Annotated in this window: 11 protein-coding genes and 3 pseudogenes; 10 read left to right on the plus strand and 4 right to left on the minus strand. The window is 71.3% G+C overall.

Annotation, left to right across the window (positions count from 1 at the left end; genetic code table 11):
* The first annotated feature begins 4 nt into the window (after window positions 1-4).
* A pseudogene (locus LJB71_RS03800) lies at window positions 5-1,271 on the plus strand (sigma-70 family RNA polymerase sigma factor).
* A 58-nt stretch (window positions 1,272-1,329) separates the two neighbouring features.
* Here LJB71_RS03800 and LJB71_RS03805 read toward each other — a convergent pair.
* Together LJB71_RS03805 and LJB71_RS03810 are read right to left on the minus strand one after the other, a co-directional pair.
* Window positions 1,330-1,885: pseudogene (locus LJB71_RS03805) on the minus strand (DUF3016 domain-containing protein).
* 73 nt (window positions 1,886-1,958) lie between these two features.
* Window positions 1,959-2,231, minus strand: a complete 273-nt coding sequence (locus LJB71_RS03810; RefSeq protein ID WP_259303144.1) for a DUF3297 family protein — start codon at window positions 2,229-2,231, stop codon at window positions 1,959-1,961.
* A 75-nt stretch (window positions 2,232-2,306) separates the two neighbouring features.
* On the opposite strand from LJB71_RS03810, the gene LJB71_RS03815 reads away from it, so the two are divergent.
* Together LJB71_RS03815 and LJB71_RS03820 are read left to right on the plus strand one after the other, a co-directional pair.
* Window positions 2,307-3,368, plus strand: coding sequence for a methyltransferase (locus LJB71_RS03815; RefSeq protein WP_259303145.1), 1,062 nt, complete (start codon window positions 2,307-2,309; stop codon window positions 3,366-3,368).
* Window positions 3,365-4,066: a 16S rRNA pseudouridine(516) synthase gene (locus LJB71_RS03820; protein ID WP_259303146.1), complete on the plus strand. Its 702-nt coding sequence runs from the start codon at window positions 3,365-3,367 to the stop codon at window positions 4,064-4,066. The genes LJB71_RS03815 and LJB71_RS03820 overlap by 4 nt, the downstream gene beginning before the upstream one ends.
* 177 nt (window positions 4,067-4,243) lie before the next feature.
* On the opposite strand, the pseudogene LJB71_RS03825 reads toward LJB71_RS03820, so the two are convergent.
* A pseudogene (locus tag LJB71_RS03825) lies at window positions 4,244-4,768 on the minus strand (DUF1415 domain-containing protein); the annotation flags it as partial.
* A gap of 48 nt (window positions 4,769-4,816) precedes the next feature.
* Here LJB71_RS03825 and LJB71_RS03830 point away from each other — a divergent pair.
* Window positions 4,817-5,713 carry a DMT family transporter gene (locus LJB71_RS03830; protein WP_259303147.1) on the plus strand — a complete coding sequence of 299 codons (897 nt, stop codon included), beginning with the start codon at window positions 4,817-4,819 and terminating at the stop codon, window positions 5,711-5,713.
* Window positions 5,714-5,758: 45 nt separating this feature from the next.
* Here LJB71_RS03830 and LJB71_RS03835 read toward each other — a convergent pair whose 3' ends face one another.
* Window positions 5,759-6,649 carry a S1/P1 nuclease gene (locus LJB71_RS03835; protein ID WP_259303148.1) on the minus strand — a complete coding sequence of 297 codons (891 nt, stop codon included), beginning with the start codon at window positions 6,647-6,649 and terminating at the stop codon, window positions 5,759-5,761.
* A gap of 450 nt (window positions 6,650-7,099) precedes the next feature.
* Between LJB71_RS03835 and gap the strand changes: the two genes are divergently transcribed.
* The 6 genes from gap to LJB71_RS03865 all read left to right on the plus strand — a co-directional run bounded on the left by gap (window position 7,100) and on the right by LJB71_RS03865 (window position 15,274).
* Window positions 7,100-8,104 (plus strand): type I glyceraldehyde-3-phosphate dehydrogenase, encoded by a 1,005-nt coding sequence (gene gap / locus LJB71_RS03840; RefSeq protein WP_259303149.1) that lies wholly within the window; start codon window positions 7,100-7,102, stop codon window positions 8,102-8,104.
* Between the two features lie 107 nt (window positions 8,105-8,211).
* A complete protein-coding gene (locus tag LJB71_RS03845) occupies window positions 8,212-9,894 on the plus strand; it encodes a sensor domain-containing diguanylate cyclase (RefSeq protein ID WP_259303150.1) in 1,683 nt (560 codons plus the stop codon).
* 85 nt (window positions 9,895-9,979) lie between these two features.
* Entirely contained in the window at window positions 9,980-11,158 is a 1,179-nt protein-coding gene (locus tag LJB71_RS03850) for a phosphoglycerate kinase (protein WP_259303151.1), read from the plus strand.
* A gap of 89 nt (window positions 11,159-11,247) precedes the next feature.
* Window positions 11,248-12,726 carry a pyruvate kinase gene (gene pyk, locus LJB71_RS03855; protein ID WP_259303152.1) on the plus strand — a complete coding sequence of 493 codons (1,479 nt, stop codon included), beginning with the start codon at window positions 11,248-11,250 and terminating at the stop codon, window positions 12,724-12,726.
* 75 nt (window positions 12,727-12,801) lie between these two features.
* Window positions 12,802-13,806: a class I fructose-bisphosphate aldolase gene (locus LJB71_RS03860; protein WP_259303153.1), complete on the plus strand. Its 1,005-nt coding sequence runs from the start codon at window positions 12,802-12,804 to the stop codon at window positions 13,804-13,806.
* A gap of 388 nt (window positions 13,807-14,194) precedes the next feature.
* Window positions 14,195-15,274 carry an efflux RND transporter periplasmic adaptor subunit gene (locus tag LJB71_RS03865; protein WP_259303154.1) on the plus strand — a complete coding sequence of 360 codons (1,080 nt, stop codon included), beginning with the start codon at window positions 14,195-14,197 and terminating at the stop codon, window positions 15,272-15,274.
* Window position 15,275: the final 1 nt, after the last annotated feature.

The following is a 15,275-nucleotide window of genomic DNA, read 5'->3' on the forward strand; positions in this document are numbered from 1 at the left end:
TGCGATGACCGCCGACGACCTCCATCGCCGCCTCGACGCCCTGTGGCGGATGGAATCGCCGAAGCTGCTGGCGCGGCTGGCGCGTATCACCGGCAACATCGACACCGCCGAGGAACTCGCGCAGGACGTGCTGGTGGCGGCGCTGGAGCGCTGGCCGCGCGACGGCGTGCCCGAGAACCCGGCGGCGTGGCTGATGCAGGCCGCCAGGTACCGCGCCATCGACCACCTGCGCCAGTGTCGGCTGCGCGTGCGCAAGCAGGATGAGTACGGCATCGAACTGGATCTGCACGGAGCCGACATGCAGGGCGACGAGGCGGAGCGGCGGGCGGAGGACGACATCGGCGACGACCTGCTGCGGCTGGTGTTCGCCAGTTGCCACCCGGTGTTGCCGATGGAGTCGCGGGTGGCGCTGACGCTGCGCCTGCTGGGCGGCCTCACCACCGCCGAGATCGCGCGTGCCTTCCTGCAGCAGGAGGCCACGGTGGCGCAGCGCATCGTGCGCGCCAAGCGCACGTTGGCCGACAGGCAGGTGGCCTTCGAGGTGCCGCGCAAGGCCGAACTGCCGCAGCGGCTGGACGCCGTGCTGGAGGTGGTCTATCTGGTCTTCAACGAAGGCTATGCGGCGACCAGCGGCGACGACTGGATGCGTCCCGCGCTGTGCGAGGAGGCATTGCGACTGGGGCGGGTGCTGGCCGGGCTGCTGCCGCGCGAGCCCGAGGTGCTTGGTCTGCTGGCGCTGATGGAGCTGCAGGCCTCACGCATCCCTGCGCGCATCCGTGCGGACGGATCTCCGGTGCTGCTGGCCGACCAGGACCGCGCGCGCTGGGACTGGTTGCAGCTCCGGCGTGGCCTGCAGATGCTGGCGGTGGCGCAACGGCTGGGCGGAGCGGACGGTCCGTATGCCCTGCAGGCTGCACTGGCGGCCTGCCATGCGCGCGCGCCGCTTCGAGGACACCGATTGGGCCGGCATCGCCGCGCTGTATGCGCGCCTGCTGCGGGTGCAGCCGTCGCCGGTGGTGGCGCTCAACCATGCCGTGGCGGTGTCGCGCGCGCAGGGCGCGGCGGCGGCGCTGCCGCTGGTCGAGGCGCTGGCGGCAGGTGGGGAACTTCGCGGCTATCCGCCGCTGCATGCGGTGCGCGGTGACCTGCTGGCGGCGCTGGGGCGTGGCGATCAGGCCCGCGCAGAGTTCACGCGGGCGGCGGAATTGACCGGCAATGCGCGTGAGCGGCAGGTGCTGCTCGCGCGCGCTGCTGGCTGCGCGGCTGGCTGAAACACCGAAGCCGCCTGCAGGCGGCTTCAGGGATTTGGCCAGGCGGGAGGGCGACGGGTCAGCGCGCGGGCGCGGGGAATTCGCGGCGCAGCCAGCTGTCGATCATGCGCTTCTCGTAGCGCAGCGGGTCGGTGTCGTTCACCATCCCGGAATTGACCAGGAACGCCGGATCGGTCAGCTGGCGCTGGCCTTCCGCCACCACCTTGCCGCTGGCGTCGAGCTCGCGGAAGCGCACCGTCATCCGCGGCGGGTAGATGTCGCGGATGATGCGCACGTCCTGCGCGCCGATGCCGCGCCACGGCTCGTACTGGCCGGCGCGCTTGATGTCCTCGATGGTCAGCTCCAGCCGGTAGCCAGGCGGCAGCTGGCGCGCCGCCTGCTGGCGCATGTACTGCGCCAGCTGCAGCAAGCCAGTCGCCCTGGGCGGCGGCCTGGCGGTTGCCGCTGGAGGTGATCTCGCTGAAGTCGGCCGGATTGGACCAGGCCACGCTGACCGGGCCGGAGGAGGGCAGTGCGCGCGGGGCGTCCGCGGCCAGCATGTTGCTGGCGCCGCCGCCAGTGGCGCAGCCGGCCAGGGCCAGGCTGAGGGCGAGGGTGGCGAGGGCGATGCGCATGGCTGGACTCCGCGTGGGGCGAGGCCTGCAGTGTGCCGTCATCGGCGCGGACGGGGTAGGCGGCGTGGCCGGGTCAGTCAGCCGCCGTTTCGCCGGTGCCGTCCAGGAACCAGGCCTCCACCGTGCCCTTGAGCTTCATGGTCATCGGCATGCCGCGGCGATCCAGCGCGCGGCCCACCTGCACCCGCACCCAGCCCTCGCTGATGCAGTATTCCTCGACGTTGGTGCGCTCGATTCCGTTGAAGCGGATGCCGATGCCGCGCTCCAGCAGCGCGGGCCGGTGGAACGGGCTGCGCGGGTCGTTGGAGAGGCGGTCGGGCGGGGTGTCCAGCGGCGTATCGGTCATGGCCTAGCACTTCCAGCAAAAGAGCGACCATTATCGCGGCAGCGGCGCCGCCTGGCATCTGGCTACACTGCGCGGATGCCCTCCGCGCACCGCGATCCCGCCCTCGACGCCCTCCTGCACCCCTTCGCCTCCGGCCTGCTGCACGGGCCCGAGGGCTGCCTGTTCCTGCGCGCCCGCGAGGGCGCGGCGCTGTGCGCGCAGGGGCTGCGCGGGCTGGCGGCGACCCAGCCGTTCCGGCCCGAGGCGGCGCGTTTGCAGCGGCTCGGCATCGAGCTGTTGGACGAGGATGCCTTGCCCGCGCGGCAGTTCCCGCTGGTGCTGGTGCTGCCGCCGCGCCAGCGTGAGGAGGCGCGCGCGCTGTTGGCCCGTGCCTGCGCCGCGGTCGCGTCCGGTGGCCGGGTGGTGATCGCCGCCGCGAATGACGAGGGTGGGAAATCCCGCGAGGCCGAGCTGAAGCAGCTGGCCGGCGCGGTGAGCACCCTCAGCAAGCACCACTGCCGGGTGTGCTGGACGACCGGCGACGTGCCGGCCGATCCCGCGCTGCAGGCGCAGTGGGCACAGGCCGACGCGCCGCGCTGGCAGCCGTGTGGCGACGTTCCCGGTGGCGGCTTCCATACGCGTCCTGGCGTGTTCGCCTGGGATCGGGTGGATGCCGCCTCCGCGCTGCTGGCGGCGGCGTTGCCGGCGGGCCTGCGCGGCCGGGTGGCGGATCTCGGCGCGGGCTGGGGCTATCTGTCGCTGCAGGTGCTGGCGCGCTGCCCGCAGGTGACGGCGCTGGAGATGTTCGAGGCGGATGCGCGCGCGCTCGCGCTGGCCGAGGCCAATCTCGCCGCGCCGGCACGGGCGCACGGCGTGGCGCTGCGCCTGCACTGGCACGACGTGGCGGCCGGAGTGGCGGGGCCGTTCGATGCCATCGTCTGCAATCCGCCGTTCCACGCGCTGGGGCGCGGCGAGCGCCCGGACATCGGGCGCGCCTTCATCGCCGCGGCCGCGCAGGCGCTGCGCCCGGGGGGCGCGCTGTGGCTGGTCGCCAATCGCCACCTGCCCTATGAGGAGGCCCTGGGATCCGCCTTCGGCCAGGTCGATGCCGTCGCCCAGCAGGGTGGCTTCAAGATCGTGCGCGCGGTGAAGGCATGAAGCTGGTCAAGCATATTGCGAATCTCGGCTACGGCAGCCGCAAGCAGGTGCAGCGGATGTTCCGCGAGGGCCGCATCACCAACGCCGCCGGCGAGGTGCTGTATGCAGACGATCTGCTGGACCACGACGACGTGCGCGTGGACGGGCAGCCGCTGGACCCGCCGCCGGGCCTGCTGCTGATGCTGCACAAGCCCACCGGCTATACCTGTTCGACCAGGGATGCCGGCCGCCTCGTCTACGACCTGCTGCCACCGCGCTTCCGCCTGCGCGCCCCGGTGCTGTCCACGGTCGGGCGGCTGGACCGCGAGACTTCCGGCCTGCTGCTGCTGACCGACGACGGCCAGTTGCTGCACCGGATCATCGCGCCGAAAGCGAAGCTGCCGAAGGTATACCTGGCCACGCTGGCGCAGGACCTGCGCGGGGACGAGGCGGCGCTGTTCGCGGCCGGCACATTGATGCTGGAGGGCGAGACGACGCCGCTGCTGCCGGCGCGGCTCGATGTGCTGGAGCCGCGCCGCGCGCGGCTGACCCTGCACGAGGGGCGCTACCACCAGGTGCGGCGGATGTTCGCCGCGGCCGGCAACCACGTGCTGGCGCTGCACCGCGAGCGCATTGGCGGGCTGGATCTCGACGGGCTGCCGCCCGGCGCGTGGCGACGGCTGGACGAGGACGCGCGCGCGCGGTTGTTCGTGGCCTGAGTGTGGATCGCCTGCGAAGGCGCCTGCGGGGCAGGCTGGCTGCGCGGCTTCTGCGAACGTCCTGTTCGAGGCGCCGCCGCAGGCCATCCTTGGCCTGCTCTTCGCAACCCTGCCCCGCAGGCGGCTTCGCGTGTCAGCGCGTCGATTCGCCGGAGAGCAGTGCGCGAAAGCCCTCAAGCCAAGTTCGCGCATGGTCGCGATGTTGCGCGCGATGATCGCGTCCGGCTGCGGGTAGGCCGCCACCGCACGTTCCACGCTGTCCTCGCGCAGCAGGTGCAGGATGGGCCAGGGCGCGCGGTTGGTCAGGTTGCCGGGGTCGTCCGGCGCGGTGTCGGCGAAGCGGTAATCGGGATGGAAGCTGGCCACCTGCAGCACGCCGTCCAGCGCCATCGCCTCCACCAGCGCGTCGGCATCCTCGAGGAAATCGTTGTAGTCGAGGAAGTCGCCCAGCACCAGCGGATGCACCAGCAGGGTGGTATCGACCGTCTCCGTCGGAGTATCGCGCAGCAGCGCCAGTTCCTCGCCCAGCTGCTCCAGCAGCGCGCGCTCGGTGCTGGCGTCGCTGATGACGATCCGCACCTGCTGCTTCACGTACACCGCCTTGGCGAACGGGCACAGGTTCAGCCCGATCACCGCGCGCTCCAGCCAGCGGCGGACGTCGGCCTCGATGGCCTCAAGATCCAGCGGAGCGGTGGCAGGCATGGCATTCGGCACGGTGACGGGGCGCGCAGGTTAACGCATGCTGGGCGGATGCCGACACCTGCCGCCGCTGCCGCGTCACGGTCACGTCCTGCCATCCTGCTGATGCTGGCGGCGGTGGCCGCGTTCTCGCTGATGGATGCGGGGCTGAAGGCGCTCTCGGCGCACTATCCGCCGCTCGAGGTGGCGGCGCTGCGCAGCCTGTCTTCGCTGCCGTGGCTGCTGGGATGGGCGCTGGCGAGTGGCGGGCTGCGCGCGCTGCGGCCGGTGCGCTGGTCGCTGCATCTGCTGCGCGGGGCGCTGGGGGTGCTGATGATGGCCAGCTTCGTCTATGCTCTGCGGCGCCTGCCGCTGTCCACGGCCTATGCGATTTTCTTCGTCGCCCCACTGCTGATCACCGCGCTGTCGGTGCCGCTGCTGGGCGAGCGGGTCGGGCCGCGGCGCTGGACGGCGATCGCGATCGGCCTGCTCGGCGTGCTGGTGGTGCTGCGCCCCAGCGGGGCGGGCATGCTCAGCCTGGCCGGGCTGGCGGTGCTGCTGGCAGCGGGCGGCTATGCGCTGTCGGCGATCAGCGTGCGGGTGCTGGCGCGCACCGACAGCACCCAGGCGATCACCTTCTGGGTGATGCTGCTGATGGCGGCCGGCGCAGGAGCGCTGGCGCTGCCGGGCTGGGTGGCGCTGCGTGGCGAGCATGTCGCGCTGGTGCTGGGCATCGGCATCGCCGGCGCGCTGGGGCAATATGCGATCACCGAGGCGTTCCGGCGCGGCGAGGCTTCGCTGATCGCGCCGCTGGAATACACCGCGCTGGCCTGGGGCGTGGGGCTGGATCTGGCGGTCTGGGGCGTGCTGCCGGACGCGGTCACCTGGGTCGGGGCCGCGATCATCATCGCCAGCGGGCTGTACCTGCTGCGGCGCGAGCGCGTGCACGCCGAGGCCGAGCACCCCTGAGCCGCGGCCGATGCGCGGCGGTTGCGGGCTGCGAGGATGCGGCGATCAGGGCGCGGCGGCGGCCGGCGCCCCTTCGCCGATGGTCTGGTTGAGCAGCTCGGCCAGGCGCTCGCCGGCCAGGCGCACGCGGTCTTCCGCCAGCGGGCGCATGTGATCCAGATAGTCCTGGGTCAGCACGTGCTTGTTGCCCGGCGGATACAGGCCCTTGGCGTCGATCAGCTGGCAGGACTCCTCGGCCCAGGCCAGCGGGGCCTCGGTTGCGACGTGCGCCGTGATCGGGCCCGGCGCCAGCGCCTTGTCCAGCAGGTTGACGTATTCCAGCGGCGGCAGCGGGCGGCTGGCGAGGATGTAGTAGTCCCAGATCGCGTGCAGATTGGTGCCCATCACGCCGTTGGCGTAGTTCTTCGCCGCGTAGGGTTCCGGCGGCACCGCGGTGCGCAGGCTGATCTGGTACTGGTTGCCGCCGGCGTCCGGGCGGTTGCCGGCATGCATCGGCTGGTGCACGTCACCCACGAAGTGCACCACGAACTTGAGCGCGTCGCGGCGCGCCTCCAGCGGCTGGCTGCGGTCGCCCAGGATCGCCAGCTGGCGCTGGATCGCGCCAACCACGCAGTTGCCGTCCGGGCAGTCGCGGGCGAGGTCGAAGCCGCAGCCGCCGCCGCGCGCGTTGATGTAGTGCCAGCGCGAGGTGGCCTTGAAGCGGCCGGGATCGGCCGTGCGCAGGTCGTCGGCCCAGGAGGCCACGCCGGCCAGGGTCGGGATCGGCTCGCCGGCCAGCAGCGCGGCGACTTCGGCGCGCGCCTTGGGGTCGAGATGGCGCTGGGCGATCTCGCCGACCATGGCGTGGCCCAGGCGCGACCAGGCCAGCGCGGTGGAGGTAATGCCCAGGCATAGCAGGGCGAGCAGCAGCAAGCGGGTGCGGAGGTTCGTCGTCATGCCGGCAAGCATAGCCCGGCATGACGACGCGCGGATGACCGCCTTCAGAACCCGACGACGTAGGCGATGCCGTACCCCGACGGGTCGATGTGCATGGCGTTGGACGCGCCAAGGTTGGCGCCGTTCAGCTTGACTTGGGTGTTGAGGGCGATGGCGCGGATCATCGATCCGGATCGCGTCCGTTCCGCCGGCCCGGACATCCACGCCGACGTGGCCGGCCAGGCCCCAGGAATCCGACAGGCGCAGGTGGGCACCGCCCATCGGCCCGGCGGTGCGGGCGCCGAAGAAGCGGGTGTAGTTCACGCCGGCGCCGATGAAACCGGTTTTCCACGCCCGTTGCGCTATGGATTGATCGGCGTCAACCCGGGCCGGCGCGGTCTCGAAGCGCCGGGCCGGGGTTATCCGGTAAAATTTCGAACACTCCCCTTTCCTCCGTCAGGAGTCTCATCCATGGCCATCAGGGTCGGTATCAACGGTTTTGGTCGCATCGGGCGTTGCGTGTTCCGCGCGGCGGTGCAGAACTTTAGCGACGACATCGAGATCGTCGGCATCAACGACCTGCTGGAGCCGGACTACCTGGCCTACATGCTGCGCCACGACTCCGTGCATGGCCGCTTCGAGGGCGACGTGCAGGTGGTGGACGGCCAGCTGGTGGTGAACGGCAAGAGCATCCGCCTGACCGCCGAGCGCGATCCGGCCAACCTGAAGTGGGACGCCGTCGGCGCCGAGGTGGTGCTGGAGTCCACCGGGCTGTTCCTCACCGACGAGGCCGCGCGCAAGCACATCGCCGCAGGCGCCAGGAAGGTGCTGATGTCGGCGCCATCGAAGGACACCACCCCGATGTTCGTGTACGGCGTCAATCACGCCAGTTATGCCGGCCAGGACGTCATTTCCAATGCGTCGTGCACCACCAACTGCCTGGCGCCGATCGCCAAGGTGCTCAACGACAAGTGGGGCATCAAGCGCGGCCTGATGACCACCGTGCACGCCGCCACCGCCACCCAGAAGACCGTGGACGGCCCGTCCAACAAGGACTGGCGCGGCGGCCGCGGCATCCTCGAGAACATCATTCCCTCCAGCACGGGTGCGGCCAAGGCCGTGGGCGTGGTGATCCCGGAGCTCAACAAGAAGCTCACCGGCATGAGCTTCCGGGTGCCGACCAGCGACGTGTCGGTGGTCGATCTGACTGCCGAGCTGGAGCGTCCGGCCACTTACGCGGAGATCTGCGCGGAAATGAAGGCGCAGTCGGAAGGCGCGCTGAAGGGCATCCTGGGCTATACCGAGGACAAGGTGGTGGCCACCGACTTCCGCGGCGATGCGCGCACCAGCATCTTCGACGCCGAGGCCGGCATCCAGCTCGATCCCACCTTCGTCAAGCTGGTGGCCTGGTACGACAACGAGTGGGGCTATTCCAACAAGTGCCTGGAGATGGTCCGGGTGATGGCGGGCAAGTGACCGCCGGCCCACGGCCTCCGGCCTCCTCGAAGCCCCGCCACGCGCGGGGCTTCGTGCATGCCGGCGCGCAGGCGGGCTTGCCCGCGGTCGTGGTATAGAGGCATCCCATGCAGAGTGGCGAGGACGCCAGCGGCACCTGGAGCATGCGCCACCGGCTGGCGTTCGGTCTGGCCCTGGCCACCCTGTTGCCGGTGCTGCTGTTCGGCGCGGTCCTGCTGTGGGGCCAGTGGCGCGACAGCCGCGATACCTTGCTGCTGCGTCTGGACGCCAATGCGCGGCTGAATGCCGGGGTGATCGATGACTACATCGACGCGCAGCAGGCCGGGCTGGACCTGCTCGCCGATCAGATGGCGATGGACCTGTCGCGCGCCAAGCCTGACCTGGCCAAGCTGCTGTACATCTATCCCGGCATGCTGCGCGCCCTGCACGTGGATGCCGACGGCAACGTCACGCTGGCACGCGATGCCCGTGGCCGTGAGCTGGTGTCGCCGGCCGGCGGGGTCGGCGGCGAGGACTGGTTCCGCTGGGTGCGCGCGCAGTCGCGGATCCATGTCTCCGGGGTGCGCCGGCAGGATGCTTATGGCAACGAGGCGGTGGTGATGATCACGGCGCCGGTGCTGCGCGGCAATACGTTCGACGGTGCCTTGCAGGCGGCGATTCCGGTTGAAAGTTTCACCCGCCTTCCTTCGGAAAGTCTGGCCCGGCGCGACCTGCAGCTGCTCCTGCTGGATGCCGACAACCGCGTGATCCATGCCGCGCCGGGGTTGAGCTTCTCGGTGCTGGACGATGCCGGCCCGCTGGGGCGCCAGCTGCGCGCGCTGGCGCGGCCTACCGACCGCGAGGTGCGGGTGCGGCGGATGTCCGGGCTGCTGCACGACGGCGACGATGCCTACGTGGCCGCGGTGCAGCTGAAGCACGGCTGGACCCTGGTGCTGGCGGCACCGGGCGCGGTGCTGCGCGCGCCGCTCCTGCCCAGGCTGCTGCTGCTCGCAGCAATGCTGGGCGTCACCCTGCTGGGCGTGGGCGCAGCGATCTGGTGGCAGCGCAAGATGCTGAGCGACAGCCTCGGCTATCTGCTGGCCAGCCTGCGCGGCTACGCGCTGGGCGGGCGCATCGACACCAGCGTGAACGCGCGTCTGCCCGACGAGCTGCTGCCGTTGGCGGAGGGGATCGGCGAGCTGGGCGCGCGCATGAACGCGGCGTTCGACGAGCTCAACAAGGTGCTGGAGGAGCGCGAGCACGTGATCGCCACCCGTACCGACTCGCTGCGCCAGGCAGTGGCGGAGCTGGACCGCCTCAGTCGCACCGATGCGCTCACCGGCAGCCTGAACTACCGCGGCTTCCTCGAGGCCGGCGATCGCCTGTGGGGCGAGGCGCAGGCCAGCGGCAAGCCGCTGTCGGTGCTGGCGCTGGATATCGACCATTTCAAGCGCTACAACGACCTCTACGGGCATTCCGAGGGCGACAGCGCCCTGCGCCGGTTCGCGGGCGCGGTGCGCAGCGCCCTGCTGCATTCCGACGACGTGCTGGCGCGCCCGGGCGGCGAGGAGTTCACCGTGCTGCTGCCGGCCACCACCCATGCCCAGGCGATGCACGTCGCCAAGCGGGTGTGCCAGCGTGTGCGCGATGCCGACATCGCCCATGCCGGGTCGCCCAAGGGGCGGATCACGGTCAGCGTGGGCGTGGCGACCCTGCAGCCCGGCGACACCGAGGTGGAGGACATCCTCAAGCGCGCGGACGCGGCGCTGTACCGCGCCAAGGCCGCCGGGCGCGACACCATCAGCGACTGACCGCGCGCCGCCGGGCGCCGTCGGGTTTGAACCGCTGCCGGCGCGACGCGACAATGGCGGCCTTTCCACTTCCGGCGGCCCGCCCATGTCCATCCTCCGCATGACCGACCTCGACCTCGCCGGCAAGCGCGTGCTGATCCGGCAGGATCTCAACGTGCCGATCGACGCGGCCGGCCACATTGCCTCGGAACAGCGCATCCTGGCCTCGCTGCCCACCCTGCGCCTGGCGCTGGAGCGGGGCGCGGCGGTGATGGTGATGTCGCATCTGGGGCGGCCGAAAGAGGGCACGTGGAGCGCGGCTGACTCGCTGGCGCCGGTGGCCGCGCGCCTGGCCGAACTGCTGGAACGGCCGGTGCCGCTGGTGCGCGAGTATCTGGACGGCGTGCAGGTCGCTCCGGGCGCGCTGGTGCTGCTGGAGAACTGCCGCATGAACATGGGCGAAGGCAAGGACGATGAGGCGTTGGCGCGCAAGTACGCCGCGCTGTGCGACGTGTTCGTGATGGATGCCTTCGGCACCGCGCACCGCGCGCAGGCCTCCACCCACGGCGTCATCCGCTTCGCCCCGGTCGCTTGCGGCGGCCCGCTGCTGATGGCCGAGCTCGACGCGCTGGACAGGGCGCTGACCGACCCGGCGCGGCCGCTGCTGGCGATCGTCGCCGGCAGCAAGGTCAGCACCAAGCTCGAACTGCTGGGCAGTCTGGTCGAGAACGTGGACCAGCTGATCGTCGGCGGCGGGATCGCCAATACCTTCCTCGCCGCACGGGGCGATGCAGTCGGCAGGTCGCTGATGGAGCCGGAACTGCTCGACACCGCCAGGCAGATCATGGCGGATGCCAAGGCGCGCGGCGCCGAGATTCCGCTGCCGGTGGACGTGGTGGTGGCCCCAGCCTTCGCCGCCGATGCGCCGGCCACGGTCAAGCCGGTGGATGCGGTGGGCGAAGGCGACATGATCCTCGACATTGGCCCGGCCACCGCCGCGTATTACGCCGGGCTCATCGCCGAGGCCGGCACCGTGGTCTGGAACGGCCCGGTGGGCGTGTTCGAGTTCGATGCCTTCGCCGCCGGTACCGCGGTGGTGGCGCGCGCGATCGCGGCCTCCCGCGCCTTCTCCATCGCTGGCGGCGGCGACACCCTGGCCGCGGTGGACAAGTTCGGCATCGCCTCCCAGGTGTCCTACATCTCCACCGGTGGCGGCGCGTTCCTGGAATTCCTGGAAGGCAAGACCCTGCCGGCGGTGGCCGCGCTGCAGGCGCGCGCTGGCTGAAGTCGATTGCAGGCGCCGGATCCATCGTTCACGCGACGGATCGCCGTGATAGCGTGGGATCAACCCCAAGCACACGATTCCGCGCTTCCATGACCGTCCTCGCCGCCGACCACCCCCGCCACACCCGCATCGTCGCCACCCTCGGCCCGGCCACCGATCCGCCGGAGGTGCTGGAGGCGGTGCTGCGCGCGGGCGTGGACGTGGTGCGGCTGAACTTCTCGCATGGCGACCCGTCCGCGCAGGTGGCGCGCGGCGAGGCGGTGCGCGCGATGGCGGCCAAGATCGGGCGCGAGGTCGGCATCCTGGCCGACCTGCCCGGGCCTAAGATCCGCATCGAGACCTTCGCCGAGGGCAAGGTGCAGCTCGAGGCCGGCCAGCGCTTCGATCTGGTGGCCAGCCTGGAGGCGCCGCCCGGCGACGCCCGCCAGGTGGGCGTGAGCTACCTCGAACTGCCGGCCGACGTCGCCCCCGGCGACGTGCTGCTGCTGGACGACGGCCTGGTGCAGCTGCAGGTCGAGGCGGTGCAGGGCGAGCGCATCGTCACCCGCGTGCTCAACGACGGCGTGCTGTCCAACCGCAAGGGCCTGAACAAGCAGGGTGGCGGGCTGTCGCTGGGCGCGATCACCGAGCGCGACCGCGAACTGATCGCCATTGCGGCGCGGATGGAAGTCGATTTCATCGCGGTCTCGTTCTGCCGCAGCGCCGAGGACATGCACGAGGCGCGGCGGGTGGCCAGGGCGCACGGCAGCAATGCCGCGCTGGTGGCCAAGATCGAGCGCGCCGAGGCAATCGAGCACCTGGCCGAGATCGTGGACGCCAGCGATGTGGTGATGGTCGCGCGCGGCGATCTCGGCGTCGAGATCGGCGATGCCGAGCTGCCCGGCCTGCAGAAGAAGATCATCCGCGAAGCGGTGGCGCGCGAGAAAGTGGTGATCACCGCCACCCAGATGCTGCAGTCGATGGTGGACAGCCCGATCCCCACCCGCGCCGAGGTGCTGGACGTGGCGAATGCGGTCATCGACGGCACCGACGCGGTGATGCTCTCGCAGGAGACCGCCGCCGGCCACTGGCCGGTGAAAGCAGTGGAGGCGATGGCGCGCATCTGCCGCGGCGCCGAGCGCCAGTTCGCGTTCGATACCGATTTCGAGAAGGCGCGGCGCGGCCTGGAGCGCGCCGACCAGGCCATCGCGATGGCCACCATGTTCCTGTGCGAGCACATCGGCGTGCGCGCGGTGGTGGCGATGACCGAATCCGGCGGCACCGCGCGCTACCTGTCGCGGTTCCGCTCGGCGGTACCGATCTTCGCGTTCTCCCACCATGCCAGCGCGCGCCGGCGCATGGCGCTGATGCGCGACGTGTTCGCGATGGACTACGACAGCCGCGGCCAGACCCCGCGCGAGGCGGCGCGCGGTAGCATCCGGGTGCTGGTCGAGGCCGGCCTGCTGGCCCCCGGCGACCGCGTGGTGTTTACCAGCGGCGAGCACATGCAGACCCACGGCGCCACCAATACCCTGCGCCTGCTCGAAATCGGCGCGGACGGGCACGCCACCGGGCTGGGCGAGCTGTAGCGCCCGCCGGGCATCCGGCGGGCCGGCCGGCGCGGCTATAATCCGCGTTTTCCCACCGCCAGCCGAGCCGCCTGCATGAGCATCGAACAGCTTGCCGAAACCGCCCGCGCCATGGTCGCCCCGGGCAAGGGCATCATCGCCATCGACGAGTCCACCAGCACGATCGCCAAGCGTTTTGCCGCAGTCGGAATCGAGAACACCGAGGAGACCCGGCGCGCCTACCGCGAGCTGCTGCTGACCGCGCCCAACCTCAACCAGTACATCTCCGGCGCGATCCTGTTCGACGAGACCATCCGCCAGTCCACCCGGGACGGCGTGCCGTTCGCCAGGTACATGGCCGAGCACGGCATGATCCCGGGCATCAAGGTGGACAAGGGCACGCATGCGCTGGCCGGCTTCCCCGGTGAGCTGGTGACCGAGGGGCTGGACGGCCTGCGCGAGCGCCTGGCCGAGTACTCCAGGCTTGGCGCCCGCTTCGCCAAGTGGCGCGCGGTGATCACCATCGGCGAGGACATGCCCTCCGGCACCTGCATCGAGGCCAACGCCCACGCGCTGGCGCGCTACGCGGCGCTGTGCCAGGAGCAGGGCCTGGTGCCGATGGTCGAGCCCGAGGTGCTGATGGACGGCGACCACGACATCGAGACCTGCTACGAGGTCACCGAGGTGACCCTGCGCGCGCTGTTCGACGCCCTGTACAACCAGAACGTGATGCTGGAAGGCACCATCCTGAAGGCGTCGATGGTGGTGCCGGGAAAGGGCTGCGCCGAGCAGGCCAGCGTCGAGGAAGTGGCGGAGTCCACCCTGATGTGCCTGAAGACGGCGGTGCCGGCGATCCTGCCGGGCATCGTGTTCCTGTCCGGCGGCCAGAGCGACGAGGACGCCACCGCGCACCTCGACGCGATGAACCGCATGGGCCCGAACCCGTGGCCGCTGTCGTTCTCCTACGGCCGCGCCATGCAGCAGGCGGCGCTGAAGCTGTGGGCGCAGGACATGCAGGGCAATTACGCCAAGGCCCAGCAGACCGTGTTCGAGCGCGCCAAGGCCAACGGCCTGGCCGCGCTGGGCAAGTGGGAAGGCTGATGCAGGGCTGAGCCCCGGCGCGGGTTCCGCCCGTCCGCAGTGCACAGGGAATGCCGGCCACGCGCCGGCATTCCTGCGTCTGGGAGGCGGTCCAGCTTGCATCCGTGCCGGAAGCGGGAGCGTAGAAACGGATTGGCGCCTAAGGAACCTCTGATCAACTCAGAGGTTCCCGCCGGCCATGGAGGGCCGGCCACGCATCCATCACGCAAGTGATGGATGCGTGTGAGCCGAGTCCGGGCCTGTACCGGACTCGGCGTGGGCTGACAACGCCTGGATGGCGTTGTTCAGACCTTCCCTAACAGATTCCGGCGCCTGCCCCAGCCGATGGCACAGGGCGCGGGCAGCGGCGCCGCCTAGAATCGGCCGTTCCCCTGCGTCGAGTCTGCCCATGCCGCCGTCCTCTGTTCGCGTCGCCATCGTGTCCTGCCTGTGCCTGCTGCTGGCCGCCTGTGGCAAGTCGGCGCCGTCGCAGGGCGGTGGCCGCGGCAACGGGCCGCAGCCGGTGGAAGTGCAGGTGGTGGCGCCGCGCGACTGGCAGGACAGCCTGCGCGCGCTGGGCACCGTGCATGCGCGCGAGGCGGTGACGGTCACCGCCAAGGTCAGCGAAACCGTGCAGGCGGTGCATTTCGAGAGCGGGCAGGAGGTGGCCAAGGGCGCGCCGCTGGTGACCCTGACCGGCCAGCAGCAGCAGGCGGCGCTGGCCTCCGCGCAGGCGCAGGCGCGGGATGCCGAGGCCCAGTACCGGCGACTGGAGCAGCTGGCCGGGCAGCAGCTGGTGGCGCGCGCCGCGCTGGACAGCGCGCGCGCGGCGCGCGATGCGGCGCAGGCGCAGGTGGCGCAGATCCGCGCCAACCTGGCCGACCGGGTGATCCGTGCGCCGTTCGCCGGGGTGCTGGGCATCCGCCAGGTCAGCCCCGGCGCGCTGGTGACCCCGGGCACCGCGATCGCCACCCTCGACGATATTTCCCGCGTGTACGTGGATTTCCCGGTGCCGGAGACCGAGTTGGCCGACGTCGCGCCGGGGCAGGCCCTGGAGGGCCGCGCCAGCGCCTGGCCGGGGCGAACGTTCGCGGGCCGGGTCGCCACCGTGTCGGCGCGGCTGGAGGCGGCGACCCGTGCTGCCACCGTGCGTGGTGAGTTCGCCAATCCCGAGCGCCTGCTGAAGCCGGGCATGCTGGTCGAGATCACCCTGGTACGCGCCACCCGCCCGGCGCTGGTGGTGCCGGAACTGGCGGTGCAGCAGGTCGGCCGCGAGACCTTCGTCTGGCGCGTGAAGGCCGACGGCCGCGTGGAGAAGGCCGACGTGGTGGTGGGCGGCCGCATCCCCGGCTGGGTGATGTTGAAGCAGGGCGTCGCGGCGGGCGAGCGCATCGTCACCCAGGGCACTGGCAAGCTGCAGCCGGGCGCGAAGATCACGCCGGTCGCGCCCGCCGCGGCCGCCACCGCCGCCACCACGCAGGCGAAGTGAC

Source organism: Thermomonas sp. S9 (assembly GCF_024704365.1).
Classification (GTDB): domain Bacteria; phylum Pseudomonadota; class Gammaproteobacteria; order Xanthomonadales; family Xanthomonadaceae; genus Thermomonas.

What these genes read in the sequence shown, in the direction of transcription:
- LJB71_RS03815 (WP_259303145.1), top strand. Translation starts at nt 2,307, where the DNA reads ATGCCCTCCGCGCACCGCGATCCCGCCCTCGACGCCCTCCTGCACCCC.
- gap (WP_259303149.1), top strand. Translation starts at nt 7,100, where the DNA reads ATGGCCATCAGGGTCGGTATCAACGGTTTTGGTCGCATCGGGCGTTGC.
- LJB71_RS03830 (WP_259303147.1), top strand. Translation starts at nt 4,817, where the DNA reads ATGCCGACACCTGCCGCCGCTGCCGCGTCACGGTCACGTCCTGCCATC.
- LJB71_RS03845 (WP_259303150.1), top strand. Translation starts at nt 8,212, where the DNA reads ATGCAGAGTGGCGAGGACGCCAGCGGCACCTGGAGCATGCGCCACCGG.
- LJB71_RS03865 (WP_259303154.1), top strand. Translation starts at nt 14,195, where the DNA reads ATGCCGCCGTCCTCTGTTCGCGTCGCCATCGTGTCCTGCCTGTGCCTG.
- LJB71_RS03835 (WP_259303148.1), bottom strand. Translation starts at nt 6,649, where the DNA reads ATGACGACGAACCTCCGCACCCGCTTGCTGCTGCTCGCCCTGCTATGC.
- LJB71_RS03820 (WP_259303146.1), top strand. Translation starts at nt 3,365, where the DNA reads ATGAAGCTGGTCAAGCATATTGCGAATCTCGGCTACGGCAGCCGCAAG.
- LJB71_RS03850 (WP_259303151.1), top strand. Translation starts at nt 9,980, where the DNA reads ATGTCCATCCTCCGCATGACCGACCTCGACCTCGCCGGCAAGCGCGTG.
- LJB71_RS03860 (WP_259303153.1), top strand. Translation starts at nt 12,802, where the DNA reads ATGAGCATCGAACAGCTTGCCGAAACCGCCCGCGCCATGGTCGCCCCG.
- LJB71_RS03810 (WP_259303144.1), bottom strand. Translation starts at nt 2,231, where the DNA reads ATGACCGATACGCCGCTGGACACCCCGCCCGACCGCCTCTCCAACGAC.
- pyk (WP_259303152.1), top strand. Translation starts at nt 11,248, where the DNA reads ATGACCGTCCTCGCCGCCGACCACCCCCGCCACACCCGCATCGTCGCC.